Raw genomic sequence first — 24,674 nt, forward strand, 5'->3', positions numbered from 1 at the left:
GTCGCGTGGCCCACCGTCGGGGTCGCGGGGCGACGTCGGGTCGCGGGGCGGGCCTCCAGGCCGGTGCGCCGCGCCGTCAGGAACCGGACTCGGAGGAGACCGGAGCGACCGCGGAACGGAACGTGGCGCCGTCGGCGCCGATGCCCGTGATGTACCCGCTCGCGTTGACGTTCATCGGCCCGGCCGTGGCGGTGCCCACGCCGCCCGGCCCGGAGATGTCCGCCGAGAACGTCGCCCGGCCGTAGGTGGTGGTGGTGACCAGCCAGCCCTCGGAGGACCACGCACCGACCGACACCACCGGGCGCGTGCCGAGCGTCCAGCGCTCGTTCGTGTACGTGTACGACGGGTCCTCGCCGTAGGCGTAGAAGCTGCAACCCGACGGAGCCGGGTCGTGCGACGCGATGCAGCCGTCGACCCACGCGTCGACCGCCTTCGTCGCGGCGCGCTCGCCCGCCGATGTGAGGGAGGCCGTGAGCGCGACCGGACTCGACGCCGTGCCGCCGAAGCCGCTGACCAAGGCGGACGCCGAGTCGGACCGGACCCATTCCCCGCCGCGGACGGCGACGTCGTAAGTGCCCGGCAGGGCGCTGAGGGACGCCGTGCCGCCCTTCGACGTCGTGACCGACTTCCCCGCGACCCGGAGCGGTGTGCGGGACGGACCGCGGACCGACACGTCGACGGTGCCGAGGCGCGGGGGTTGCAGCTGCCAGACCGGGAACACCCCCCAGTCGGTGCCGGTGCGGGTCAGGTCGAAGACCGCGGAGACGTCCTGGCCGCCCTGTCGCAGGTAGGCGGTGACGGATGCGCTGTCGCCGCTCGTTCGGACCGCTGCGACGCGGTACCCGGTGACCGTGCGCTTCGCCTTCGCGTACGCGGCGTCGGTGAGCAGGACGTCGCTCGCGTCGTGCTCGATGCCGGCCGCGGCGAGGGCGGCCGACGCCCTGCCCGCCGCGAGGTCGTCGAGGAAGGCCCGCACCGGGCGGTCCGCTGCGTGCGTGCTCATCCCGTTCGCGTGGCCGATGCCGCCGCCGACCACGAGCAGCACGAGTGCCGCGACCCCGGCGACGATCGCCACGAGGGGACCGCGGCGCATGCGCTTCCGGGGCGGGCGCGCGGTGGCCGCGGTCGTGCCACGGATAACGTCGACGGGCGGGACGGCTCCCCAGCCGCCGCCGTGGTCCTGGTCGGTCATGGTGCCCCCGGTCGCCGTGCGTCGTACGCGGCGATCCTACCGCCGACCACCGTCGTTCCCGGGGGCGGGCGACCCCGGGCCCGGCCGGTCCGTCGGGTGGCGGTCGTCGATCGTGTGGGCGTGACCCGTCGTGCCGGCGGGCTCGGTCGAGCGGGTTTGAGCCGGCGCGCCCGCTGGGTCGGTCGTGCGTGCCTGGTGGCGGATCATCGCGATCCCGCCGACGACGCAGACCAGCGCCACCACGACCGTGCCCACCACGAAGGGGCCGAGCGCGGAGCCGGCCGGGAACACGAGCAGCTCGGTGACGTCGCCACGGAGGAGGGCGTAGCCGACCGCGCCGACGCCGAGCATCACCAGGTACGAGGTCGCCGCGGCGACGAGGCCGGTGACGCCGGGGTTGCCCTCCCGGGCGCCGGTCGCGGTGGCGAGGAACACCACGATCGCGGCGGAGACGACCATCGCCGGGCCGAGGTACGGGGTGGCGTCCGGTTGGGTGATCGGCTCGACGTCCGCGAGGAGCGCCTCGAAGCCGGACACCGCGATGACGAGCGCGATGAAGAGGACGGACGTCATCGTCGCCACGAGCCATCGGGACATGGGGTGATCGTATCGCCGGGCCGGGGTGCACGGACGGTCGTCGTGGCGTTCGGGCGGCCGGCGGCGCAGTGGTCGGCGTCAGGCGCGCTCGGGTCCGGCGTGCTGTGACGCGTGTTCCGGCCGGGGTGCGCCTGCTACTGCTCCTGCTGGGTGAGGTGCTGCTGCTGTTCCTGCCGGCCGTGCTGCTGCTGTTGTTCTTGCTGGGCGTGCTGCTGCTGTTCCTGCTGGGCGTGCTCCTGCTGCGCCGCCGCCACCAGCGCGAGGGCGATCGTCGCGGTGATCACGGGCACGGTCTCGGTCATGGGAGCCGGCGCGACCGGGATCTGCTCGGCGTCGGCGCTGGTGGCGCTCTCGGGCGCTGCGTCGTGGTCGCGGAGCGCCGGACCGACGACCGGCAGCACCGCCGTCGTGGTCGGAGGTTCGACGAGGACCTGCGGGGCCGTGGCGTCGACCGGCTCGCCACGCTTCGCCGCGCGACGGGCGCACAGCATCTTCGTGAGCACCACGACGGCGACGATCGCCCAGATGCCGTTCACGATGAGCGACGGGATGGCGTGGTGCGCCCCGACGTTGACGGCGATCGCGAGACCGCCGACGAGGTTCAGCAGCTGGTACGTGGGCCCGTTCTGCAGCTTGCCGGTCGAGAACAGGATGTAACCGGCCAAGACGGTTACCGCTCCGAACCAGCCGAGGAACTCCACGATTCCGTACAACACGCGCGACTCCGGGCACGACGAGGAACAGCCCACGAGCGGGGCCGTCCGAGAGGGGGATGAGCGACCGCGAACGCGGCGTCGGGAGCATCGTACGCAGACGAGGACCCCCGGCGGAAGAGGGTGTGGCGTGGCGCGTCACACCCCAGTCCGTGGGGGTCCTCGGGAGGGGCGGGTCAGCCGTTCTTGGCGGCGGTGGCGCCCGCCGTCGCGCCCGAGTCGGCGCTGCGGTCGAGCACGTAGATCGAGCCGCCGAACGTCCAGGTCGCGGTCGTCGCTGCCGATCCGTCGTCGCCCGTCTGTTGCGCCGAGGTGATCGAGGTGATCAGGAACAGGCGCTTGCCGGTCTGGACGCCCTGGACGAACCGCAGGGCCTGGTCGAACGTCCCGTCGACCGCCACCGTGACGGGGATGACGGAGAAGTTCTGACCGGTGATCGCGGCGTTGGTGACGATCGACGGAGCAGTCGGCTCGGCCGGAGTCGCCGACGGTGCCGGGGTGGCGGTCGCTGCCGCACCGGGCGCGGGCGTGGCGGCGGACGACGCGGAACCCGCGGCCGTGGCGGCGGGCTGGTACGCCGTGGCGTCACTCGCCGTGAAGGCGGACACCTGCATCCCAGTGTCCGCGGCGATGCCGTCGAGCTCGTCGATGAACGACGAGACGGACGCCGACTCCGGCACGGAGCGGGTCAGGGAGGACAACTCGTCGCGCATCGCGGGCAGCTTCGCGGCCTGGGCCTTCAGACGGGCGAGCTCCACGCGGCTCGTGGCGTTCGTCTGCTCCACCGTCGCGGTCTGCTCCCGGGCGTTGGCCGCGAGCGCGAGCTGCGGCTGCACCGCGAGGAAGAAGCCCCCGACGGCGACGATCGCCATCGCGGCGAACGCCAGCAACAGGCTGAGCCGGTTCTTCGTCATGGGTCAGCCCTTCTTCGCGGCGTAGCGGTCGTCGAACGCCTTCTCGTCGAGGTGGATCGTCATGTTGACCGAGTAGCCCGAGCCGTCCTCGGCGCGTGCCACCGAATTCGCGTTCGCGTCGACGAAGCCGGTCACCCCGCTCACTCCCGACAGCCACTGCGGAACCGAGGGGAGCGTCGCGCTCTTCGCGTCGAAGGTCAGCGTCGCGATGCGCTGACCCTGCAACGGGTCGTCCGACTGCGCGTACGCCTCGGTCACCGACGCGGAGTCGATCGTCACGCCGGTGATGCTCACGCCCTGTGGCAGTTTCGACTGCACGGAACGCAACGTGCTCGCCCAGTCCACCTCGGTCGACCCACCGACCTGCTGCGCCGCCTCGAGGAGGGTCGTCGCGGACTCCGTCGACCGGACGTCCCGGTACTGCCCCTGCTGCTGGGCGAGGCTCGTCGTCTCGTCCTGCGCCGAGCGGAGGTCCTGCTCAGCGGCGCTGCGGTCCATCACCGCCCAGCCGGCGACGATGCCGACGCCGCACGCGACGACGACGACACCGGCCCACACGCGGCGGACGACGGCGCGCTGGCGACGGGCGACGTGCACCTCGGACGGGAGCAGGTCGACGCGCGGCACGCCCCCGATGGCGAGTGCAGCGCGCGCGTTCCCGGAGGGTCGCGGTGCGCTCGGGGTCTTCCCGGGGGCGGGGGAACGTCGCCCCTGGGACGGCTTCCGGCCGCGGGCGGCCGTCGGCTCGAGTGTCTCGGTCATGCTGCTCGACCTCCGACGGCGAGGCTCCAGGCGACCGCGATGGACGCGGACCGCTCCCTGAGGACGTCCCGCGAGACCCCGCGGGCTGAGCGCGCGGAGACGAACGGGTCACCGATCGCGACGGGGAGTCCCGCGACGTCGCCGAGGCCCTCCCGGAACCCGGGCAGGGCTGCTCCCCCGCCGACCAGGACGATGCCCCGCACGGCGTCGTCCGGTCGGGTGTTCGCGTAGTAGTTGACGGTGTTCCGGATGCTCGTCATCAGCTCACCGACGGTCGCGCGCGTCACCGCGACCGCGCGGACGTCGTCCGGCGTCTGCGTGCGACCGACGAGACCGAAGTGCCGCTTGACGGCCTCGGCCTCCGGGAGCGGCACCTCGAGACGCGCGGCGATCTGCTTGGTCACGTCGTCGCCGCCGGTCGGGATGATGCGCACGAACCGCGGGACACCGTCGTGGGCGATCACGACCGAGGTCGTGTTGCCGCCGCAGTCGACGATCGCCACGGTCCCCGCTCCGGGCACGCGCGGGGCGAGCACACGGGTGAGCGCGAAGGGGATGAGGTCGACGCCGACCGGGTTGAGGCCGGCGAGCTCCGCGGCGCGCACGTTGGCGAGGACCGCGTCCTTGATCGCTGCGACGAGCAGGCCGTGCACCACCGGCCCACCCTCGCCGATGCCCTCCGAGGTCGGGTAGAAGTCGAGGATGGCGTCACCGACCGGCACGGGCAGCATGTCCTGCACCTGGAACGGCAGGGACTCCCGGATCTGCGCGAGCGGCGCACGGGGCACGGTCAGGTCTCGGGACAGGACCCGCTGGTTTCCCATGCCCAGGACCACGTCCTTGCTGCGGAACCGCCCGAGCGACCACAGACTGCGGAGTGCTCCTGCGACAGTGTTGGCCTCGAGCACCTCACCGTGCTTGGTGGCGTCCAGGGGCACGGGGACCTCGGCGACGCGCACGATGACCGGCTGCGGCTTGTCCGCGTCGGCGACCTCGACCGCCCGGATGGCGTCCGAGCCGATGTCGATGCCGACGATGTTCTTCGCCATGTCGTGTTCCTTCGGGTGGCTTCGGGGTGGAGCTGCTCAGAGGCCGAGCAGCCGGAGGTAGGCGTCCCAGAGTGGAGCGCCGAAGAACGCGCCCACCCACGCGCCGAGGAGCATCCAGGGCCCGAATGGGATGCCGGTCGATCGACCGGCCCGCCGGACCAACAGGAGGGCGATGCCGAAGGTACCTCCGAGCACGAAGGCACCGAAAGCACCCACAGCGAGGGGTCCCCATCCGAGGTACGCGAGCAGGAGTCCGAGCACACCCGCGAGCTTGACGTCGCCGAGGCCCATCCCCCGGGGCACCGCGATCGCCAGCGCGAGGTACGCACCACCGAGGACGGCCATGCCGAGAGCGCCCCGGCCGAGCGCCGTCCAGTCGCCGGAACACGCGCTGGCGGCCGTGAGCGCGACGGCCACCACCGGGTACATCGGGAGCACGATCCGGTTCGGGAGGGTGTGCGTGTCGAGGTCGATGAGTGCGAGGGCGACGCTGCAGGCCATCACGAACAGCAGCGCGACGAGGAGCAGGACCGCACCCGCCGTCTCCCGCCCCGTCGAACCCGCTGCAGGGAGGAACCGGACGGTGACGAGCACGAACAGGACGGCGGTCACCGCTTCCACGAGCGGGTACCGCGCCGAGATGGGCATCGCACAGTCGCGGCACCGCCCGCGCAGTGCGAGCCACGAGAACACGGGGACGTTGTCCCGGCCGCGGATCGGACGCTCGCAGCCCGGGCACGCGGACGCAGGTGCGATCACCGAACGCCCGGCCGGGACCCGGTAGACGACGACGTTGAGGAAGGAACCGATCGCGAGCCCGACGGCGGCGCCGAACGCGGCGACCAGCGCCGCGAGCGACGGGAGGACACCGGTCACGGGAGGGGCGCCCCGTTCGCGTCGTACGCCGTCTTGGACTCGACCTGCGTCGCGACGCGGTACGTGGTGACGGTCGGCTGGGGGAACTTCGGCGGGGTGTAGGTCGCCAGACTCGAGTCGAACCGGTACGACTTCTTGTAGCCCTGACCGGAGGACAGCCCGACGGCGCCGCGGAAGTTCTGGGCGATGGAGCCGCTGACGGTCAGCACACCGCGTCCGGCGGTCGACCCCTTCGTCCAGTTCTGCACCACGAAGGTGCCCGTGTTCGAGAGGATCGCGGCATCGATCTCACGGTCCGAGGGGAGGATCGTGCTGCCGGTGGACGTGATGGGGTTCCAGACCCAGACCGCTCGCTGGCCGATGAGCCCGAGGACGGTCGAGGGCGATCGCGTCGCCGGGTAGGTGACGTCGCCGGTGACGTAGAGGTAGTTCTCCGCCGCGACGGTGACGGCCTTGTCGACGACGCCCTCGACGAAGACGTCGCCCCGGTCACAGCCGTACGGAGCCGAGACCGTCACGCCGCTCCCGGCGGTCGGGTCCGCTTCCGAGGTGCTCTTGGACGACCCGATGAACGGGTACCCCACGCCGTTCTGCTTGAGGGTCGAGGCGCTGCCGGACGGCGGGCCGACCGCGGTGCACGCCGTCGCGGTGTTCTTGAGCGCAGCGTTCCCGTTCCAGTAGTTCGGGTCCTGCACGTTCCCGGCGCGGGCGGCGGGTTCGTTCTGCACGTAGACGATGTTGTTCTTCGGGACGGGCACGACGGCTCCGGTGGCGCTCCGGAGCTTCGTCGGGTCACCGCACTTGTTCGTCGCATCAGAGGTCTGGGACCCCTGCGGCCCCGTGATCTGGGCACCCGCGGTCGCCGTCGCTCCGGTGACCTGGGTGACGATCGTCATCGGCGATCGGACGGTCATGGTGCCGTCCCCGTTGAAGACGATCTTCGTCGGGCCGGTGTAGAGGCAGCCCGGACCCTCCACCGTGTTCGTCGTCGACGCGAGGTCCGTGCGGGTGAAGTCCCGCAGGTCACCGATCGTCGCCGGCGGCGTCAGGGTTGACGAGGTCGTCGGGTTCGAGGCGTACCGCCCGACCGTGCACCCGCTGCTCGTGATGCCGTAGACGCTCTGCACCGTGCCGAGGAACTGCGCGCCGCAGACCTTGATCTGGTCGTTCGACCGGACCGGGCCGGCGAGGACGTCACCGGAACCGAACTGGATCTGGTCGCAGGTCCCGCTCGTCGCGACCGGTCGGTAGTCGCTCGTGCACGGCGCCGTCCCGCCCGAGACGGCCTTCTCGTTCGTCACGGTCGGGTCGCCGGACTCGTAGTTGGTGAAGTAGAGGTAGTTGGAGAACCCGTCGGGCCGGACGTTCGCGACCACGGTCCGGGTCGTGTTCCCGGAACGGCCCGTCGACTGGAGACGGATCACGCCCTGCGAGGAGAGCTTGCTGTTGTCCACGGCGTAGCGGAACGAGGCACCACTCGCCGACCCGTCCCCGGTCGGGACCGATACCCATGGCTGACCAGTCTGGTAGTCGAAGGCCGGGTTGTTGCCGGTGCCCTTCGTGAACGTGCTGGTCGATGCGGCACTGAACGGTGCGTCCTTCTGCCCGTAGTTCCCGTACGTGTTGTCCGCATTGAGCCGGGACTGGTAGTCGGCGACTCCCGCGTAGGCCGCGGCGATCGCACGGTTCCAGTCGCGGTCGGTCGAGGTGACGCGGCTGCCGGACGTCGCGACCGCGACCATCGTCGCCACGAGCAGCATCACGACGGTGCCGATCCCGATGACCGCAACGAGGGCGATGCCGCGCTCGTCGTCGTGTGCACGGATCGCGAGCAGGCGGGTACGGAGCAGACGGATCACGATGACGCTCCCATCACGATGTTCGGCAGGCTCGCGGTGTTCGCGAGCGTGACGGCGTTCTTGTCGGTCGCGCTCGACCCGACGGTGACCGAGACCCCGACCGACCGGATGTTCGGGATGTCGACCGCGCCGACCGTCGCCGGGAGCGCAGCACCCGACGCGTCCGCGAACGTGAAGAGGGACGTGCTCACCACCGACGTCGCGAGCACGCGCGTCGAGGTCGGTGTGTTCGAGAGCGTCGCCGCGTTCGAGAGGGGGAAGGCGTAGTAGGAGGAGTTGCCCGCGACGGCCGTCCCGGACCACTTCGTCTCGGTGATGCGCTTCGTCGTCGGATCGAGGGTGAGCTGCACCTCGACGGGCTGCGACAGCGTCGAGTCGAGGTTGACGTAGGCGAAGAAGCGGATCGATGTCGGGCTCGCGTACTGGAACGCGTACTGCGGGTCGTCGCCGGTGGGCACCGGGTTGTCCGTCGCGGCCCGGAGCACGCGACCGATCTCGTTCATCGCGACCGACGCTGACCGGGTGTTCTGGCTGACCGAGCGCGCGGTCACGGACGCCTTCTGCGAGGAGATGAGGAACGAGCCCGCGATCGTGAGCACGAGCAACGACAGGCTCATCGCCACGAGGATCTCGACGAGTGTCAGGCCGTCCTCGCCGGCGCGGAACCGTGCGAGCGATCGCTGAGTACGGACGATCACGAGGTCGGCACCGATCGGGGGTCGAGCGTCACCGTGTTGCCGCTCGTCGAGACGACCTGGTTGGACGCGTCGGGGTTCGCCTTGACGTTCTGCGAGTCACTGCTCAGCAGGCCGCCGATCGCGGTGGTCCCGCGGAGGGTCCACGTGCCGAACGGCAGCGCGATGGTCGTCGCCTTCGACGGCGTCATGCCGGTGAAGTAGTAGGTCGTGGACGGGGAGCAGCCGGGGTCACCGCCGGCCACTGCGCTGGTGTTCTTCACGGTCGCGGCCAGGACGGTGTCGATGCCGCCCATCTTGACGTCGATGATCCCCATCGGGGCCCGCGCCGTCGCCGTCAGCGTCGTCGTCGGGAGGAAGCCCGGGGTCGTGCCGTCCGACGCGTTGAAGATGTTCGGGGACGTCGCGAGCTTGTTCGACGTCGGCCAGTTGGTCGGGTCGACATCCGTGCAGGTCGACGTGAGACCGCCGGCGATCACGTTCCACTGGTACGGGAAGACCGTCGCCGTGGTCGTCTGGAAGGTGTTGACGATGCCGTTGTACTCGTACGAGACCGGCAGGCTCGCCGGGAGCTTCGCCGTGACGCCGTCCTTGAGGTTGAGCGGGGAGCCGAAGGTCGCCGTGATCGCCTGGTCGTAGAGGAACGTCCTGTTGCCCACACCGCCGGCGACGGTGGCCACCGAGTAGTACGGGGCTGTGGCGCCGAGGGGGTCGACGTTCCCGGCCTTCGAGATGGTGACCCGGTAGGTGCCGGGCGTGACGCCGACCGCGTAGCTGCAGCCGTTCGAGTCGGTCGCCGCAGGGGGGTTCGCGAGGCTGCTCGCGCCGCCCGACACCGGTGTGATGGTCACGGCGACGCCGGAGTTCGGGCCGCCGTTCGCGGTGCGGACCCCGATCACGATCGTCGAGGCGTTGGCGCTCGAGACCGCCGAGGACGGGGAGATCAGCGTGTCCAGGACGACGCTCTTCTGCCGTGGCGACGTCCCACTGGTCCACGACACGGTGACGGAGACACGCTTGTAGGCGAGGACACCGGACCCGGCGCCGCAGGAGTTCGGCGTGTCCGTGCCGTCGGAGTTGATCCAGTTCGTCGTCTGCTTGATCGTGAACGACTGGTTCCCGACGTTCTGGCTCGACGTGTCGTCGTCGAGGGTGAAGACGTCCTTGGTGCTGCGGGCGAGGTCGATCGCCTGGTTCGCGAGGTTCAGAGCGGCCTCGCGCGATCGGTTGTCCTGCGTGAGGTACAGCGTCGACACGATGCCCGCGGCGACGCCTGCGGCGATCATCGCGAAGATCGTCATCGCGACCATCACCTCGATGATCGTGAAGCCCTCCTCGGACTCCCGCGCCGCGCGGAGGCGGTCGACGATGCGCAGCAGCATGCTCGGTCCTTCTCGTTCGCAGCGGACGGGGGTTGTTGCGCCAACGGGCCGCGACGTGGGTCGCGGCCCGTTGGTCGGGATCAGGTCAGCAGCTGGCGCCGTCGACCACACCGGACGTGTCGGACGTGCAGAAGTCCTTGCCGGTCGAGCTGCGGCCGACCACCTTGAACGTCGGAGCCGTCGCGGTACCGCCCGTCGTGTAGGTGATGGTGGTGGTGTCCGCGCCCTGGCTCGCGCCGGCGCTCTTCAGCGCCGCCGTCAGCGGCGTCCCACCGGTCCCGTTCGAGTAGGTTCCAGCGGTCGGGAAGGACCCGTTGGTCGACTGGATGCTGATGACGGCGGTCTTGAAGTTCGTGATGTCCGACTTCGCGGAACTGTCCTTCGCGCTGTTCGTGATGCCCAGGTACACCGGGATGGCGATCGCAGCGAGGATACCGATGATGATCACGACGACCAGGAGCTCGATGAGCGTGAAGCCCTTCTCGTTCTCCTCGAGGAGACCCTTGCGGCGAGCGTTCAGCTTGCCCATGAGAGCGAAGTACATGGTGATTCCGTTCGTTGGGAATGTGAATGGGAATGTGGTTCGGGGCTTGCTCTGCCGCCGCTGACGAGCGTATTCACCGCTGTTTCTGCGCATAATCCCGAGAACGGGGGTGATCCGCGTACCGAAATGCCCCCAGTACCGGGGGTGGCGACGGCGATGCCCACCCCCCGAGCGAGGGTGGGCATCGTCGGGCGCTACTTGACGAGCGACGAGATCTGGAAGATCGGCATGTAGAGCGCGATGATCATGCCGCCGACCACGACACCGAGGAAACCGATCAGCAGTGGCTCGATGAGCGAGGTCAATGCTTCCGTGGATGCCTGGACCTCATTGTCGTAGAACACGGCGATGCGTTCGAGCATCACTTCCATGGAACCCGCGTCCTCACCCACTGCGATCATTTGCGCGACCATTGCCGGGAACACCGTTTCCCGTTCGAGCCCGGAAGCGATCGATTCACCTTTCCGGACCCCCTCGGAAATGCGCTGCAATGACCGTTGCACAACAAAGTTGTTCGACACCTGCCCGGCGATCTGCAATGCCTCGAGGATCGGGACGCCGGCGCCGATCATGTTCGACAGGTTCCGGGCGAACCGAGCCATCACGATCTTGCGGTTGAGCTGCCCGAACACCGGGAGTCGCAGCTTCAACGGATCGACAGCGGCGCGGACCCGGTCGGTGTTCTTGTTCGCGCGCCACCAGACCCACCCCACGATGACGGCGACCGCGAGTGCCGGACCGACGTAGACCATCGCGTGCGAGAGCCCCACCAGGATCTGCGTCGGCAACGGCAGCTGCCCCCCGAGCGACGCGAACATGTCCTGGAAGATCGGCACGATGAACACGAGCATGATCACGACGGCGGCCAGCGACATGACGAGCACCACCACCGGGTACGTCATCGCCGACTTGATCGTCGACCGGAGCTTGTGCTCCTTCTCGAAGTTCGTCGCCACCGAGTCCATCGCCTGGTCGAGGAACCCGCCCGTCTCCCCCGCCCGGATCATGTTGATCATGATCGGCGGGAAGTCCACCGGGTACTTCGCGACCGCGTCGGAGAAGGAGACACCGCGTTCGACGTCGTCCCGGACCTTGCCGAGGATGTCCTTGAGCTTCTTGTTCTCGGTCTGGTCGGCGAGGATCGTCAGCGCCCGGAGCAGGGAGAGCCCGGAGGTCAGCATGGTCGAGGCCTGACGGGACATGATCGCGAGGTCCTTGAGCCCGACGCCCTTCTCGAACCCGGGGATCTTGATCTCGGTCTGCAGGCCGGTCCCGGGCTTGGCCTCGGTGATGGCGATCGGCGAGACGCCCATGCCGCGCAGGCGCTGGACGACGGCGCCCTCGGATGCGGCGTCGAGCCGTCCCTTGACGAGCTTGCCGCTGCCGTCGCGGCCCCGGTAGTCGAAGGCGAGCGACATCAGTGGCCTCCCGAGTACTTGTCGCCGAAGTCGATCTCCGACGCGGCGATCGCGGCGGCGGAGGAGTCGGACGGGGACTCGACGCGCTGGACGAGCCGGTCGAAGCCGTCGTGGTCGTGGACCTTCTCCATCGCCGCACGGCGGGTGATCGTGCCGACGTTGACGAGTTCGGCGAGGTCCTGGTCCATGGTGTGCATGCCGGCGTCACGGCCGGCCTGCATGGCGGAGGTGATCTGGTAGGTCTTGCCCTCGCGGATGAGGTTCCCGATCGCCGGCGTGGTCTTCATGATCTCGGTCGCGACGACACGACCGGCGCCGTTCGCCTTCGGCACGAGGGTCTGGCAGACGACGCCCTCGAGGGTGGAGGCGAGCTGCGTCCGGATCTGCCCCTGCTGGTGCGGCGGGAAGACGTCGATGACGCGGTCGATGGTGCCCGGTGCGCTCTGCGTGTGCAGGGTGGCGAAGACGAGGTGTCCGGTCTCGGCGGCGGTGAGGGCGACGGAGATCGTCTCGAGGTCGCGGAGCTCGCCGATGAGGATGACGTCGGGGTCCTGCCGGAGCACGTGCTTCAGCGCGGCGGCGAAGGAGTGCGTGTCGGCGCCGACCTCGCGCTGGTTGATGATCGCCTTCTTGTGGTCGTGCATGAACTCGATCGGGTCCTCGACCGTCACGATGTGGTCGGCCCGGGTCTCGTTGACGAGGTCGATGAGGGCGGCGAGGGTGGTCGACTTGCCGGAGCCGGTGGGGCCGGTCACGAGGACGAGTCCGCGCGGCAGTGCCGCGAACTCGCCGACGTACTCGGGGATGCCGAGCTGCTTGAGGGTCTTGATCTTGGTCGGGATGATGCGGAACGCGGCGCCCCAGTTGCCGCGCTGCTGGTAGAAGTTCACGCGGAAGCGGAACTCGGGCGAGAGCGAGTACGCGAAGTCGAGTTCCTGCTCGTGGTCGAACTGGCCGGCCTGTTCGGGCGAGAGCATGGTCTTGAGTGCTGCGATGACCTTGGCACGCGACCACGGGCCTCCCGGCACGGCGGGTCGGAGCGACCCGTCGACGCGCACCGTGGGCGGTGCATCGGCGGTGACGTGCAGGTCGGACGCGCCCTGGTAGACGACCTGCGCGAGCGCGGTGACGAGGTCGGGGTCGGCGACCTCGCGCGCGTGTCGGGTGAAGTTGATCTCCTCGCGACCGCCGACGGCGGCGCCGGCCGGGAGGCCCGTGGGGACCCCGCCTGACACGACCGGCAGCTGCTGGGTCGGCTGCTCTGCGTACCCGTAGGACGCGGTCGACGGCGGGACGGCTGCGGGCGGCGTCGCGGGCGCGGCGTGCGGCTGCGCCACCGGGACGGCGACGGGGTCACCGGTCGGCGCGGGCCAGGTCGGTGCCGCTGCGGGCGCGGGCGCGACCGAGGTGGGCGCTGCCCAAGCGGCTTCGTCGGACAGGTCGTAGACCGGCGACGCTGCTGGCGGCTGCGTGACCGGACCACCGACGACCGGTGACGTCGGCTGGGACGCAGCGGCGGCGGCCGCGGCGAGGCGGGCGGCGCGACGGCCTCCCCCGACCTCGTTGCCGGGGTCGCCGGGGTGCCAGCCGTCCACCGCGTCGTCGGCGGGGGTGATGTCGTACACGGAATCGGTCATCGGTGTGCTCCCGGGACTACGCGACCACGCGCAGGATCTCGTCGACGCTCGTCAGGCCGAGCTTGACCTTCTCCCACCCGTCCTGGCGGAGGGTGAGCATGCCCTGCTCCTGCGCGACCCGGCTGATCTCGGCGCTCGAGGCCCGGGCGACGGCGAGGCGTTCGATGTCCTCGGTCACGGTCATGACCTCGTGCAGGGCGATGCGGCCGCGGTAGCCGGTGTTCGAGCAGACGGCGCACCCGATCGGCGCGGAGAACTCCGGGACCGGAGCGTCCGCCGAGGGCAGGAACCCGAGGGCGTGCAACTGCTCGGCCTCGTAGAACGCGGGTGCCTTGCAGCGGTCGCAGAGTCGGCGGGCGAGTCGCTGGGCGACCACGGAGTCGAGCGCGGACCCGACGAGGAACGGCTCGATGTCCATCTCGGTGAGGCGGGTCACGGCCGACGGCGCGTCGTTGGTGTGCAGCGTCGAGAGCACGAGGTGACCGGTCAGCGAGGCCTCGATCGCGATCTGCGCCGTCTCGTGGTCGCGGATCTCGCCGAGCAGCACCACGTCGGGGTCGGAACGGAGGATCGAGCGGAGCGCCGAGGCGAACGTCAGGCCCGCCTTGGGGTTGACCTGCACCTGGTTGATCCCGGCCATCCGGTACTCGACCGGGTCCTCGACGGTGATGACGTTGATCTCGGGGCGCGCCACGGCGTTGAGGGTCGTGTAGAGGGTCGTCGACTTGCCCGAACCGGTCGGCCCCGTGACGAGGATCATGCCGTACGGCTTCGAGTAGGACCGCTGGTACGCCTGGAAGTTCCGCTCGAGGAGGTTGAGGTCCTTCAGGGACATCGACGTGTTCGTGTTGTCGAGGATCCGCATGACGACCTTCTCGCCCCACACGGTCGGCAGCGTGGCGACGCGGAGGTCGATCTGCCGACCGCCGTGCCGCACCGACATCCGGCCGTCCTGCGGCTTGCGTCGCTCGGCGATGTCGATGTCGCTCATGATCTTCAGGCGGCTGATGACGCCGTTCTGGATGTTCTTCGGCGCCGGGGCCATCTCGTGCAGCACGCCGTCGATGCGGTACCGGACCCGGACCTCGTGCTCGCCGGGCTCGATGTGGATGTCGGAGGCGTGGTCCTGGATCGCCTGGGAGACCAGGAGGTTGACGAAGCGCACGATCGGGACGTCGTCGAGCGACCCGTCGGTCAGGTCGGCCTGCTGCTGCGCCTGGGCGGAGGCTTCCTCCTCGAGGGAGGAGGTCAGGTCGTTCAGCTCGTCGTCGGCGCGCAGGTAGCGGTCGAGCGCGGCTGCGAGGTCGCGCTCCTCGACCTGCAGGGGCTTGACGCTCCGTCCGGAGGCGGTGCGTGCGTCGTCGATCGCGAGGACGTTCGTCGGGTTGACCATCGCCAGCACGAGGATCTCCCCTTCGAAGCCGACGCCGAGCACCCCGTGGCGCCGGCACAGAGCGGCGGGGAGCATGGACACCGCGGTGCCGTCGACCGGGTAGTCGGTCAGCGGCACGGTGCGGGAGTTGTTCGAGGCGGCCCGGGCGGTGATGTACTGCGCCTCGCTCACGATGCCCTGGTCGACGAGCGCCCGGATGGACCGGTCGTCGACGACTTCGTCGCCCGTCATCGAGTCGAGGTGCTCGATCGGGAGGGCACCGTTGAGGATGAGGATCTCGGACAGGGTCGCCATCGGCTCCGAGCCTCCTTCTGGTCGCGCGCGGGTCAGGGTCGGCGCCGTGCGGGGAACGACGCTCGACCACGCTACGGTCGGCCGGATCGGAGGCCGAAGTCCCAGAAGGAGGGGGCGGAGGGGGGTCGGGTGCCCCCAGTGTGAGGGTGTCGGCCGGGCACGCGCCCCGTGCTGTCCCGCGTCAGAGGGACGCCGCGACGGTGACGTGCACCTCGCCGGGGACGAAGCCGAGCCGCTCGTAGATCCGCCCCGCCCCGCTCGGGTTCTCCGCGTCCACGTGGAGCACCGCGGCGGACAGCCCTTCGGCGCGGACGGCGTCGCAGGCGGCGTCCAGCACGATCGGCGCCAGACCCTTCCCGCGGACAGCGCGCACGACGCCGACCCAGTGCACGTACCCGTACGAGCGGCCGCGGGCGTCGAAGGTCGCCGGGTCGACCTCGACGATCGCGAAGGCGACCACGACCCCGGCGGCGTCGACGACGATCCGTGACAGGTCGAGCCGGCTCTTGGACGACGTGAGGAAGCCACGCCAGTCGGACGCGACCATCGGCTGGGAACCCCAGTGGTCGCGGAACGCGTCGTTCTTGGCAGTTCGCAACGGCTCGATGTCGGCGTCGGTGGCCGGCCGGAGGTGCAGGCCCACGGGGAGTTCCGGCACGTCCGTGCCGCTCCGCCCGTCGAACACGCGCTCCATGTCGACCCAGGTGCGCACCGGCTCGAAGCCGAAGCGTGCGGCGAGCCGGAGGACCGCCGCACCCTCGGGTCCGCCGGCGTCGATGCTCGCGGGCAGGTCGACGTCGAGCCCCGCAAGACGCTGACGCGCGCGGCCGACCTGCCATGCGAACAACCGCCGGCCGATCCCCTGCCCGCGGAGATCCGGGTGGACCGCGCCCTCGAGCACCGCCCTGGCCGCGGTGACCCGGGACGGGACGTCGACGACGATCGCGTACGCCTGCACATGCCCGTCAGCATCGACGCCGACGAGGGTGTCGCGGGCGACGTCGAGCCCGTCCGTGGACAACGTGCGCTCGACGTCGGCTGTGGAGGGACGGCTGCGTGGGTCGTCGACCGCGGCCGCTGCGACCGCCACCGCGTGCACGCCGTCGACGTCGTCAGGGGTCGCCGCCCGGAAGGTCAGACCGCCGGTCGGCACCGGGGACTCGAGGTGGGCCGGGGCCGTGATCCGTTCGCGCAGTGTCGCCATGTCCCCAGCCTGCCAGCACGCCAGGAAACCCTCGACGCGGCCACCCCCGTCGGGACATGATGAGTCATGGACATCACGAGCGTGACCGTGGGGCTGCCCGTCACCGACATCGAGGCGTCCTGCCTCTGGTACGGCGCGGTCTTCGAGCGCACCGAGCCGGACCTCGAACCCGAGGACGGCGTCGCCGAGTACGAGGTCGGCGGCATCTGGATCCAGCTCTACGAGGACGAGCACGCCGAGGAGAACCCGGTCACGGTCCGCTTCGGCGTCGACGACGTGACCGCCCAGCACAGCCGCATCGGGGCCCTCGGCATCGACATCGGGCCGGTGGAGTGCATCGACGGCGCCACGAACTGGTTCGACGTGCGCGACCCCGACGGCAACGTCCTCAGCCTGTACTCGCTCGTCGACGAGAAGGGCCGCACCGCCTGACGCGGTGGCACCGCACCGCCTGCCGGCCTGGAGGCCCGTGGCGGGCCCGCACCGCGCCTCCAGGCCGACGCGTGGTCGCGGACGCGACCCGCAACGGCGAAGGGCCCCGCATCCTGACGGATGCGGGGCCCTTCGTGGGTCACTTCAGACTCAGTTGTACGTCCCGGGCGTGAAGTCGTCCGACGAGAAGCTGTCGAAGTCGACGAAGCTCAGGTCGGCGTCCGAGAACGACGAGTCGTCCGCGAAGATGCGGTTGGGGTACCGCTCGGCCTTCGCTTCCTCGGTCGCGTTCACGTCCACGTCGCGGTACCGGCTGAGGCCCGTCCCGGCGGGGATGAGCTTACCGATGATGACGTTCTCCTTGAGGCCGACGAGGTGGTCCTGCTTGCCCTCCATGGCGGCCTGCGTGAGCACGCGGGTCGTCTCCTGGAAGGACGCGGCGGACAGCCACGACTCGGTCGCGAGGGACGCCTTGGTGATGCCCATGACCTCCTGGCGAGCGGAAGCGGTCTTGCGACCCTCCTGCAGCGCCGCACGGTTGAGCTCGTTGTACCGCGAACGGTCGACGAGCTCGCCCGGGAGCAGGTCGGTGTCACCGTGGTCGACGACGGTGACCTTGCGGAGCATCTGGCGCACGATGACCTCGATGTGCTTGTCGTGGATCGGCACGCCCTGCGAGCCGTACACGTCCTGCACACCGTTGACGAGGTGCTTCTGGACCTCGCGCACACCCTTGACCCGGAGGACCTCCTTCGGGTCGACCGTGCCGGCGATGAACTGCTCGCCGAGCTCGACGTGCTGGCCGTCCTCGATGAGGAGCGTCGCACGCTTGAGCACCGGGTAGATGAACGGCTCGTCGCCGTTGTCCGGCGTGAGGATGATGCGACGACCCTTGTCGGTGTCCTCGATCGTGACGCGGCCGGGGGCCTCGGCGATCGGGGACGCACCCTTGGGGGTCCGCGCCTCGAAGAGCTCCGTGACACGCGGCAGACCCTGGGTGATGTCGTCGGCCGAGGCCGAACCACCCGTGTGGAAGGTACGCATCGTCAGCTGGGTACCGGGCTCACCGATGGACTGGGCGGCGATGATGCCGACCGCCTCGCCGATGTCGACGAGGTTGCCCGTGGCGAGCGAACGGCCGTAGCACTTCGCGCAGACACCGATGGCCGACTCGCAGGTCAGCACCGAGCGCACCTTGATGCTCTCGACACCGGCCGCGAGCAGCTTCTCGAGGAGCACGTCACCGACGTCCTCGCCGGCCTCGGCGACGACCGTGCCCTGCGCGTCCACGGCCGGGGTGGCCAGGGTGCGCGAGTACACGGTGTTCTCGACGCGCGGGTCGCGGACGAGGGAGCCGTCGGCAGCCTTCGTCGCGATCGGCAGCTCGAGGCCGCGGGTCGTGCCGCAGTCGTCCTCGCGGATGATGACGTCCTGCGAGACGTCGACGAGACGACGGGTCAGGTAGCCCGAGTCGGCGGTACGGAGAGCCGTGTCCGCCAGACCCTTGCGGGCACCGTGCGTGGCGATGAAGTACTCCGCCACGGTCAGGCCCTCGCGGTACGAGTTGATGATCGGGCGGGCGATGATCTCACCCTTCGGGTTGTTCACCAGACCACGCATACCGGCGATGTTGCGCACCTGCAGCCAGTTACCACGAGCACCCGACGAGACCATGCGGTTGATGGTGTTGTCGACCGGGAAGTTGTCGCGCATCTCCTGCGCGATCTCGTTCGTGGCCTCGGTCCAGATCTTGATCAGGTCGGCGCGGCGCTCCGCGTCGGTGATCAGACCCTTGTCGAACTCGCCCTGGACCTTGGCGGCCTGGACCTCGTAGCCCGCGATGATCTCCTTCTTGCGAGGAGGCGTCACGACGTCGGAGAGCGCGACGGTCACACCGGAGCGGGTGCCCCAGTAGAAGCCGGCGTCCTTGATCCGGTCGAGCGCGGCGGCCGTCTCGGTCTTGGAGTAGCGCTCCGCGAGGTCGTTGACGATCGCGGACAGCACGCCCTTGTCGGTGACCTTCTGGACGAACGGGTAGTTCGCCGGGAGGGTCTCGTTGAAGAGCGCACGGCCCAGGGTCGTCTCGAGCAGCACCGGCTCGCCCTGCACGTAGCCCTCCGGCGCCTCGCCCTCGGCGAAGTACACGTCGGACATGCGGATCTTGACGAGCGCGTTGAGGTGCAGCGTGCCCTGGTCCTTCGCGAGGATCGCCTCGGCGACCGAGGAGAACGCGCGGCCCTCGCCCACGGCGCCCTCGCGGACGGTCGTGAGGTGGTGCAGACCGATGATCATGTCCTGCGCGGGCAGGGTCACCGGACGGCCGTCGGACGGCTTCAGGATGTTGTTCGAGGCGAGCATGAGGATGCGGGCCTCGGCCTGCGCCTCCACCGACAGCGGCAGGTGCACGGCCATCTGGTCACCGTCGAAGTCCGCGTTGAACGCAGCACACACGAGCGGGTGGAGCTGGATGGCCTTGCCCTCGACGAGCTGCGGCTCGAACGCCTGGATGCCCAGACGGTGCAGCGTCGGCGCACGGTTCAGCAGCACGGGGCGCTCGCGGATGATCTCCTCGAGCACGTCCCACACCTGCGGACGCGAACGCTCGACCATGCGCTTGGCCGACTTGATGTTCTGCGCGTGCGACAGGTCGATGAGGCGCTTGATGACGAACGGCTTGAACAGCTCGAGCGCCATCTGCTTCGGCAGACCGCACTGGTGGAGCTTGAGCTGCGGGCCGACGATGATGACCGAACGGCCCGAGTAGTCGACGCGCTTGCCGAGCAGGTTCTGGCGGAAACGACCCTGCTTTCCCTTGAGCATGTCGCTCAGGGACTTCAGGGCGCGGTTGCCGGTACCCGTGACCGGACGACCACGACGACCGTTGTCGAACAGCGCGTCGACGGCCTCCTGCAGCATGCGCTTCTCGTTGTTCACGATGATCTCGGGAGCCCCGAGGTCGAGCAGGCGGCGGAGACGGTTGTTGCGGTTGATCACACGACGGTAGAGGTCGTTGAGGTCACTCGTGGCGAAGCGGCCACCGTCGAGCTGCACCATCGGGCGGAGCTCCGGCGGGATGACCGGCACGACGCCGAGCACCATCGCGGCCGGCGAGTTGCCGGTGGCGAGGAAGGAGGAGACCACGCGCAGACGCTTGATCGCGCGGATCTTCTTCTGGCCCTTGCCCTCGGCGATCTGCAGGCGCAGCGACTCGGCCTCGGCGGCCAGGTCGAAGGCCTCGAGACGGAGCTTGATCGCCTCGGCGCCCATGTAGGCGTCGAAGTAGATGCCGAAGCGGTCCTGCAGCTCGTGGAAGACGGCGTCCTCGGGCTTGAGGTCGCCCACCTTGAGGTTGCGGAAGTCCTCCCACACGCGCTCGAGGCGGGTGATGTCCTCGTCGAACGACTTGCGGACCTGGGACATCTCCTTCTCGGCGGTGTCCTTGGTGCGGCGCTTGACGTCGGCCTTGGCGCCCTCCTCCTCGAGCGCTGCGAGGTCGTCCTCGAGCTTCTTGAGGCGGTCGGCGATGATCGAGTCGCGCTGGCCCTCGAGGGTCTTGATCTCGAGACGCATCTCGTTCTCGAGACCCGGGAGGTCGGCGTGACGGCCCTCTTCATCGATGTCGATGATCATGTACGCCGCGAAGTAGATGACCTTCTCGAGGTCCTTCGGTGCCATGTCGAGGAGGTACCCGAGGCGCGACGGGACGCCCTTGAAGTACCAGATGTGCGTGACGGGCGCGGCGAGCTCGATGTGGCCCATGCGCTCACGGCGGACCGAGGACTTGGTGACCTCGACGCCGCAGCGCTCGCAGACGATGCCCTTGAACCGGACGCGCTTGTACTTGCCGCAGGCGCACTCCCAGTCGCGGGACGGACCGAAGATCTGCTCGCCGAACAGACCGTCCTTCTCGGGCTTGAGGGTGCGGTAGTTGATGGTCTCCGGCTTCTTGACCTCGCCGTACGACCACTGGCGGATGTCCTCGGCCGTGGCGAGACCGATCCGCAGTGCGTCAAATGAAGTTGCTTCGAGCAATGTTCTTCTCTCTAGCTGGATTCGTTACGAGTACGGGCGGGATCAGATGTCGTCGACGGACGACGACTCGAACCGCGAGGAGATGTTGATGCCGAGCTCTTCGGCGGCACGGAAGACCTCGTCGTCCGTGTCGCGGAGGCTGACCGCCTGGCCGTCGGCCGAGAGGACCTCGACGTTCAGGCAGAGCGACTGCATCTCCTTCATGAGGACCTTGAACGACTCCGGGATGCCGGGCTCCTGGATGTTCTCGCCCTTGACGATCGCCTCGTAGACCTTCACGCGGCCGAGGATGTCGTCGGACTTGATCGTCAGGAGCTCCTGGAGCGCGTAGGCGGCGCCGTACGCCTCGAGCGCCCACACCTCCATCTCACCGAAGCGCTGTCCACCGAACTGCGCCTTCCCACCCAGCGGCTGCTGCGTGATCATCGAGTACGGACCCGTCGAGCGCGCGTGGATCTTGTCGTCGACCAGGTGGTGCAGCTTGAGGATGTACATGTAGCCGACCGACACGGGCTCCGGGAACGGCTCGCCGGAGCGGCCGTCGAAGAGCTGCGCCTTGCCGGAGGAGCCGATCAGACGCTCGCCGTCGCGGTTCGGGAGGGTGTTGTCGAGGAGGCCCTCGATCTCACGCTCGTACGCGCCGTCGAACACCGGGGTGGCGACCTTCGTGCCGGGCTCCGCGTGGCGGGCGGCCTCGGGGAGGGCCTCGGCCCACTCCTGGATGCCCTCGACGTTCCAGCCCTGCTTCGCGAGCCACCCGAGGTGGATCTCGAGGACCTGGCCGAAGTTCATGCGGCCGGGGACGCCGAGCGGGTTGAGCACGATGTCGACCGGGGTGCCGTCCGCGAGGAACGGCATGTCCTCGACCGGCAGGATCGTCGAGATGACGCCCTTGTTGCCGTGACGACCGGCGAGCTTGTCGCCCGCGGTGATCTTGCGCTTCTGGGCGATGTAGACGACCACGCGCTGGTTGACGCCCGAGCCGAGCTCGTCGTCGCCGTCCTGCGCGTCGAACACCTTGACGCCGATGATCGTGCCCTCTTCACCGTGGGGCACCTTCAGCGAGGTGTCGCGCACCTCGCGCGACTTCTCGTTGAAGATCGCGCGGAGCAGGCGCTCCTCGGCGGAGAGCTCGGTCTCGCCCTTCGGGGTGACCTTGCCGACCAGGATGTCGCCGGGGCGGACCTCGGCACCGATGCGGATGATGCCGCGCTCGTCGAGGTCGGCCAGGAGGTCCGGGCTGACGTTCGGGAGGTCGCGGGTGATCTCCTCCTTGCCGAGCTTGGTGTCGCGGGCGTCGACCTCGTACTCCTCGATGTGGATCGAGGAGAGCGTGTCGTCCTTCACGAGGTTCTGCGACAGGATCATCGCGTCCTCGTAGTTGTAGCCCTCCCACGGCATGAACGCGACGAGGAGGTTCTTGCCGAGCGCGAGCTCGCCGTTCTCCGTCGCGGGACCGTCGGCGATGACCTCGCCCTGCTCCACGCGCTCGCCGGCGGAGACGATGACGCGGTGGTTGTAGCTCGTGCCCTGGTTCGAGCGGTCGAACTTGCGCAGGTAGTAGGTCTGCGTGCCGCCCTCGTCGAGCTGCAGGGTCACGGCGTCGGCCGAGACCTCGGAGACCACACCGGCCTTGTCGGCGGTGACGACGTCACCGGCGTCGATGGCGGTGTAGCCCTCCATGCCGGTGCCGACGAGCGGCGACTCGGAACGGAGGAGCGGCACGGCCTGGCGCTGCATGTTCGCACCCATGAGGGCGCGGTTCGCGTCGTCGTGCTCGAGGAACGGGATGAGCGACGTGGCGACCGACACCATCTGGCGCGGGGAGACGTCCATGTAGTCGACCTCGTCCTTGCCGACGAGCTCGACCTCTCCGCCCTTCTTCCGGACGAGCACCTTGTCGTCCTGGAAGTGGAAGGAGTCGGTCAGCGGCGCGTTGGCCTGGGCGACGACGAAGTCGTCCTCTTCCGAGGCGGTCAGGTAGTCGATCTGCGTCGTGACCTGGCCGTCGACGACGCGACGGTACGGGGTCTCGATGAAGCCGAAGGAGTTGATCCGACCGAACGACGCGAGCGAACCGATCAGGCCGATGTTCGGGCCTTCCGGGGTCTCGATCGGGCACATGCGGCCGTAGTGCGACGGGTGGACGTCACGGACCTCGACGCCGGCACGCTCACGGGACAGACCGCCCGGGCCGAGGGCCGAGAGACGACGCTTGTGCGTCAGGCCCGCGAGCGGGTTGTTCTGGTCCATGAACTGCGACAGCTGCGACGTCCCGAAGAACTCCTTGATCGCGGCGACGACGGGGCGCACGTTGATCAGGGTCTGCGGGGTGATCGCCTCGATGTCCTGCGTGGTCATGCGCTCGCGGACGACGCGCTCCATGCGGGACAGGCCGGTGCGGACCTGGTTCTGGATGAGCTCGCCGACGGCGCGGATGCGACGGTTCCCGAAGTGGTCGATGTCGTCCACGTCGAGGCGGAGCTGGACGGGCTCGCCGTCGCGGACGCCGTCGATGGTGGTGCGCTCGGCGTGCAGCGACACGAGGTACTTGATCGTCGCGACGATGTCCTGGACGGTCAGCACCGAGTCGCTCAGCGGCGCGTCCATGCCGAGCTTGCGGTTGAGCTTGTAGCGGCCCACCTTCGCCAGGTCGTAGCGCTTCGGGTTGAAGTAGAAGTTGTCGAGGAGCGCACGCGCCGCCTCGGCCGCCACCTGCTCGCCCGGACGGAGCTTGCGGTAGATGTCCTTGAGCGCCTCTTCCTTGGTGAGGATGGCGTCCTTCTCGAGGGTCGACTCGATCGAGGCGAAGCCCTTGAACTCGTCGAGGATCTCCTCGCTCGTCAGACCGAGGGCCTTGAGGAAGACCGTGACGGACTGCTTGCGCTTGCGGTCGATGCGCACGCCCACCTGGTCGCGCTTGTCGATCTCGAACTCGAGCCAGGCACCGCGCGACGGGATGACGCGGGCGGAGTAGATGTCCTTGTCGGAGGTCTTCTCCTGCGCGCGCTCGAAGTACACGCCCGGCGAGCGGACGAGCTGCGAGACGACGACGCGCTCGGTGCCGTTGATGATGAACGTGCCGCGTTCGGTCATGAGCGGGAAGTCGCCCATGAACACGGTCTGCGTCTTGATCTCACCGGTCATGTGGTTCATGAACTCGGCGTTGACGTAGAGCGGCGCGGCGTAGGTCTTGCCACGCTCCTTGCACTCGTCGATCGAGTACTTCGGGTCCTCGAGCTCGGGCGACGTGAAGCCGAGCTGCATGGTCTCGCCGAGGTCCTCGATCGGGGAGATCTCCTCGAAGATCTCCTCGAGCCCGGAGTGCAGCGCGAGGTCGGTGCGACCCTGCTCCTGCCCCTCCGCGAGGCGGGCCTTCCACACGTCGTTGCCGACGAGCCAGTCGAAGCTCTCCGTCTGGAGGGCGAGCAGATCCGGAACCGTGAGGGTGTCCGTGATCTTGGCGAACGAGAGTCGCGAGTGGTTGCGACCGTTCTTGGGGTTGGTGGATGCGTTGGGCGCAGCAGCCAAGGGTGTGACCTCCGGTAGGCCCCGTCGGGCCGGTACTGACGAGCAGCACGTAGGTGGGTGGATTGACGCTTCAGCGCGACCTGGTGACCAACACACGGAGAACGGTGCGCATCCGACGGATGCGACCTGTGCGATGATCGGAGTGAGCGG

18 protein-coding genes are annotated in these 24,674 nt (G+C 69.3%); 1 reads left to right on the top strand and 17 read right to left on the bottom strand.

Annotation, left to right across the window (positions count from 1 at the left end):
- Window positions 1–76 precede the first annotated feature (76 nt).
- From MON03_RS16080 to MON03_RS16150, 15 genes are all read right to left on the bottom strand, one after another.
- Window positions 77–1,192 carry a hypothetical protein gene (locus tag MON03_RS16080; RefSeq protein WP_242089445.1) on the bottom strand — a complete coding sequence of 372 codons (1,116 nt, stop codon included), beginning with the start codon at window positions 1,190–1,192 and terminating at the stop codon, window positions 77–79.
- A 36-nt stretch (window positions 1,193–1,228) separates the two neighbouring features.
- Entirely contained in the window at window positions 1,229–1,789 is a 561-nt protein-coding gene (locus MON03_RS16085) for a DUF6121 family protein (RefSeq protein WP_242089448.1), read from the bottom strand.
- A 134-nt stretch (window positions 1,790–1,923) separates the two neighbouring features.
- Window positions 1,924–2,538 carry a CBU_0592 family membrane protein gene (locus MON03_RS16090; protein ID WP_502798678.1) on the bottom strand — a complete coding sequence of 205 codons (615 nt, stop codon included), beginning with the start codon at window positions 2,536–2,538 and terminating at the stop codon, window positions 1,924–1,926.
- 140 nt (window positions 2,539–2,678) lie between these two features.
- Window positions 2,679–3,416, bottom strand: a complete 738-nt coding sequence (locus MON03_RS16095) for a hypothetical protein (protein ID WP_242089451.1) — start codon at window positions 3,414–3,416, stop codon at window positions 2,679–2,681.
- A 3-nt stretch (window positions 3,417–3,419) separates the two neighbouring features.
- The gene (locus MON03_RS16100) at window positions 3,420–4,178 is read right to left on the bottom strand and encodes a hypothetical protein (RefSeq protein WP_242089453.1); all 759 of its coding nucleotides are present in this window, start codon (window positions 4,176–4,178) and stop codon (window positions 3,420–3,422) included.
- Window positions 4,175–5,227, bottom strand: coding sequence for a type IV pilus assembly protein PilM (pilM, locus tag MON03_RS16105; RefSeq protein WP_242089455.1), 1,053 nt, complete (start codon window positions 5,225–5,227; stop codon window positions 4,175–4,177). Before pilM ends, MON03_RS16100 begins: the two co-directional genes overlap by 4 nt.
- A gap of 36 nt (window positions 5,228–5,263) precedes the next feature.
- Complete coding sequence (locus MON03_RS16110; RefSeq protein WP_022902678.1) at window positions 5,264–6,103, bottom strand: prepilin peptidase; 840 nt, start codon at window positions 6,101–6,103, stop codon at window positions 5,264–5,266.
- Entirely contained in the window at window positions 6,100–7,962 is a 1,863-nt protein-coding gene (locus MON03_RS16115; protein ID WP_242089457.1) for a hypothetical protein, read from the bottom strand. The genes MON03_RS16110 and MON03_RS16115 overlap by 4 nt, the downstream gene beginning before the upstream one ends.
- Entirely contained in the window at window positions 7,959–8,660 is a 702-nt protein-coding gene (locus MON03_RS16120; RefSeq protein ID WP_242089459.1) for a hypothetical protein, read from the bottom strand. Before MON03_RS16120 ends, MON03_RS16115 begins: the two co-directional genes overlap by 4 nt.
- Window positions 8,657–10,039: a prepilin-type N-terminal cleavage/methylation domain-containing protein gene (locus tag MON03_RS16125; protein WP_242089461.1), complete on the bottom strand. Its 1,383-nt coding sequence runs from the start codon at window positions 10,037–10,039 to the stop codon at window positions 8,657–8,659. Before MON03_RS16125 ends, MON03_RS16120 begins: the two co-directional genes overlap by 4 nt.
- Window positions 10,040–10,124: 85 nt before the next feature.
- Window positions 10,125–10,583 carry a type II secretion system protein gene (locus MON03_RS17405; protein ID WP_022902673.1) on the bottom strand — a complete coding sequence of 153 codons (459 nt, stop codon included), beginning with the start codon at window positions 10,581–10,583 and terminating at the stop codon, window positions 10,125–10,127.
- A gap of 194 nt (window positions 10,584–10,777) precedes the next feature.
- Window positions 10,778–12,001, bottom strand: a complete 1,224-nt coding sequence (locus tag MON03_RS16135) for a type II secretion system F family protein (protein ID WP_175328292.1) — start codon at window positions 11,999–12,001, stop codon at window positions 10,778–10,780.
- On the bottom strand, window positions 12,001–13,638 hold the full coding sequence (locus MON03_RS16140) for a type IV pilus twitching motility protein PilT (protein WP_277927261.1): 1,638 nt from the start codon (window positions 13,636–13,638) through the stop codon (window positions 12,001–12,003). The genes MON03_RS16135 and MON03_RS16140 overlap by 1 nt, the downstream gene beginning before the upstream one ends.
- A 16-nt stretch (window positions 13,639–13,654) precedes the next feature.
- Window positions 13,655–15,325 carry a GspE/PulE family protein gene (locus MON03_RS16145; RefSeq protein WP_175328294.1) on the bottom strand — a complete coding sequence of 557 codons (1,671 nt, stop codon included), beginning with the start codon at window positions 15,323–15,325 and terminating at the stop codon, window positions 13,655–13,657.
- Between the two features lie 181 nt (window positions 15,326–15,506).
- Window positions 15,507–16,529: a GNAT family N-acetyltransferase gene (locus MON03_RS16150; protein WP_242089463.1), complete on the bottom strand. Its 1,023-nt coding sequence runs from the start codon at window positions 16,527–16,529 to the stop codon at window positions 15,507–15,509.
- Window positions 16,530–16,595: 66 nt separating this feature from the next.
- On the opposite strand from MON03_RS16150, the gene MON03_RS16155 reads away from it, so the two are divergent.
- Window positions 16,596–16,961, top strand: coding sequence for a VOC family protein (locus MON03_RS16155; RefSeq protein WP_022904460.1), 366 nt, complete (start codon window positions 16,596–16,598; stop codon window positions 16,959–16,961).
- Between the two features lie 150 nt (window positions 16,962–17,111).
- Here MON03_RS16155 and rpoC read toward each other — a convergent pair whose 3' ends face one another.
- Window positions 17,112–20,993 carry a DNA-directed RNA polymerase subunit beta' gene (gene rpoC, locus MON03_RS16160; RefSeq protein WP_022904461.1) on the bottom strand — a complete coding sequence of 1,294 codons (3,882 nt, stop codon included), beginning with the start codon at window positions 20,991–20,993 and terminating at the stop codon, window positions 17,112–17,114.
- A gap of 42 nt (window positions 20,994–21,035) precedes the next feature.
- The gene (rpoB, locus tag MON03_RS16165) at window positions 21,036–24,524 is read right to left on the bottom strand and encodes a DNA-directed RNA polymerase subunit beta (RefSeq protein WP_022904462.1); all 3,489 of its coding nucleotides are present in this window, start codon (window positions 24,522–24,524) and stop codon (window positions 21,036–21,038) included.
- Window positions 24,525–24,674 lie beyond the last annotated feature (150 nt).

Origin of the sequence: Curtobacterium sp. DN_7.5 (assembly GCF_022655355.1) — a bacterium.
In the GTDB taxonomy this organism is placed as follows: domain Bacteria; phylum Actinomycetota; class Actinomycetes; order Actinomycetales; family Microbacteriaceae; genus Curtobacterium; species Curtobacterium luteum.

What these genes read in the sequence shown, in the direction of transcription:
- MON03_RS16145 (WP_175328294.1), bottom strand. Translation starts at nt 15,325, where the DNA reads ATGGCGACCCTGTCCGAGATCCTCATCCTCAACGGTGCCCTCCCGATC.
- pilM (WP_242089455.1), bottom strand. Translation starts at nt 5,227, where the DNA reads ATGGCGAAGAACATCGTCGGCATCGACATCGGCTCGGACGCCATCCGG.
- MON03_RS16125 (WP_242089461.1), bottom strand. Translation starts at nt 10,039, where the DNA reads ATGCTGCTGCGCATCGTCGACCGCCTCCGCGCGGCGCGGGAGTCCGAG.
- MON03_RS16135 (WP_175328292.1), bottom strand. Translation starts at nt 12,001, where the DNA reads ATGTCGCTCGCCTTCGACTACCGGGGCCGCGACGGCAGCGGCAAGCTC.
- MON03_RS16140 (WP_277927261.1), bottom strand. Translation starts at nt 13,638, where the DNA reads ATGACCGATTCCGTGTACGACATCACCCCCGCCGACGACGCGGTGGAC.
- MON03_RS16095 (WP_242089451.1), bottom strand. Translation starts at nt 3,416, where the DNA reads ATGACGAAGAACCGGCTCAGCCTGTTGCTGGCGTTCGCCGCGATGGCG.
- MON03_RS16085 (WP_242089448.1), bottom strand. Translation starts at nt 1,789, where the DNA reads ATGTCCCGATGGCTCGTGGCGACGATGACGTCCGTCCTCTTCATCGCG.
- MON03_RS16100 (WP_242089453.1), bottom strand. Translation starts at nt 4,178, where the DNA reads ATGACCGAGACACTCGAGCCGACGGCCGCCCGCGGCCGGAAGCCGTCC.
- MON03_RS16155 (WP_022904460.1), top strand. Translation starts at nt 16,596, where the DNA reads ATGGACATCACGAGCGTGACCGTGGGGCTGCCCGTCACCGACATCGAG.
- MON03_RS16150 (WP_242089463.1), bottom strand. Translation starts at nt 16,529, where the DNA reads ATGGCGACACTGCGCGAACGGATCACGGCCCCGGCCCACCTCGAGTCC.
- MON03_RS17405 (WP_022902673.1), bottom strand. Translation starts at nt 10,583, where the DNA reads ATGTACTTCGCTCTCATGGGCAAGCTGAACGCTCGCCGCAAGGGTCTC.
- MON03_RS16080 (WP_242089445.1), bottom strand. Translation starts at nt 1,192, where the DNA reads ATGACCGACCAGGACCACGGCGGCGGCTGGGGAGCCGTCCCGCCCGTC.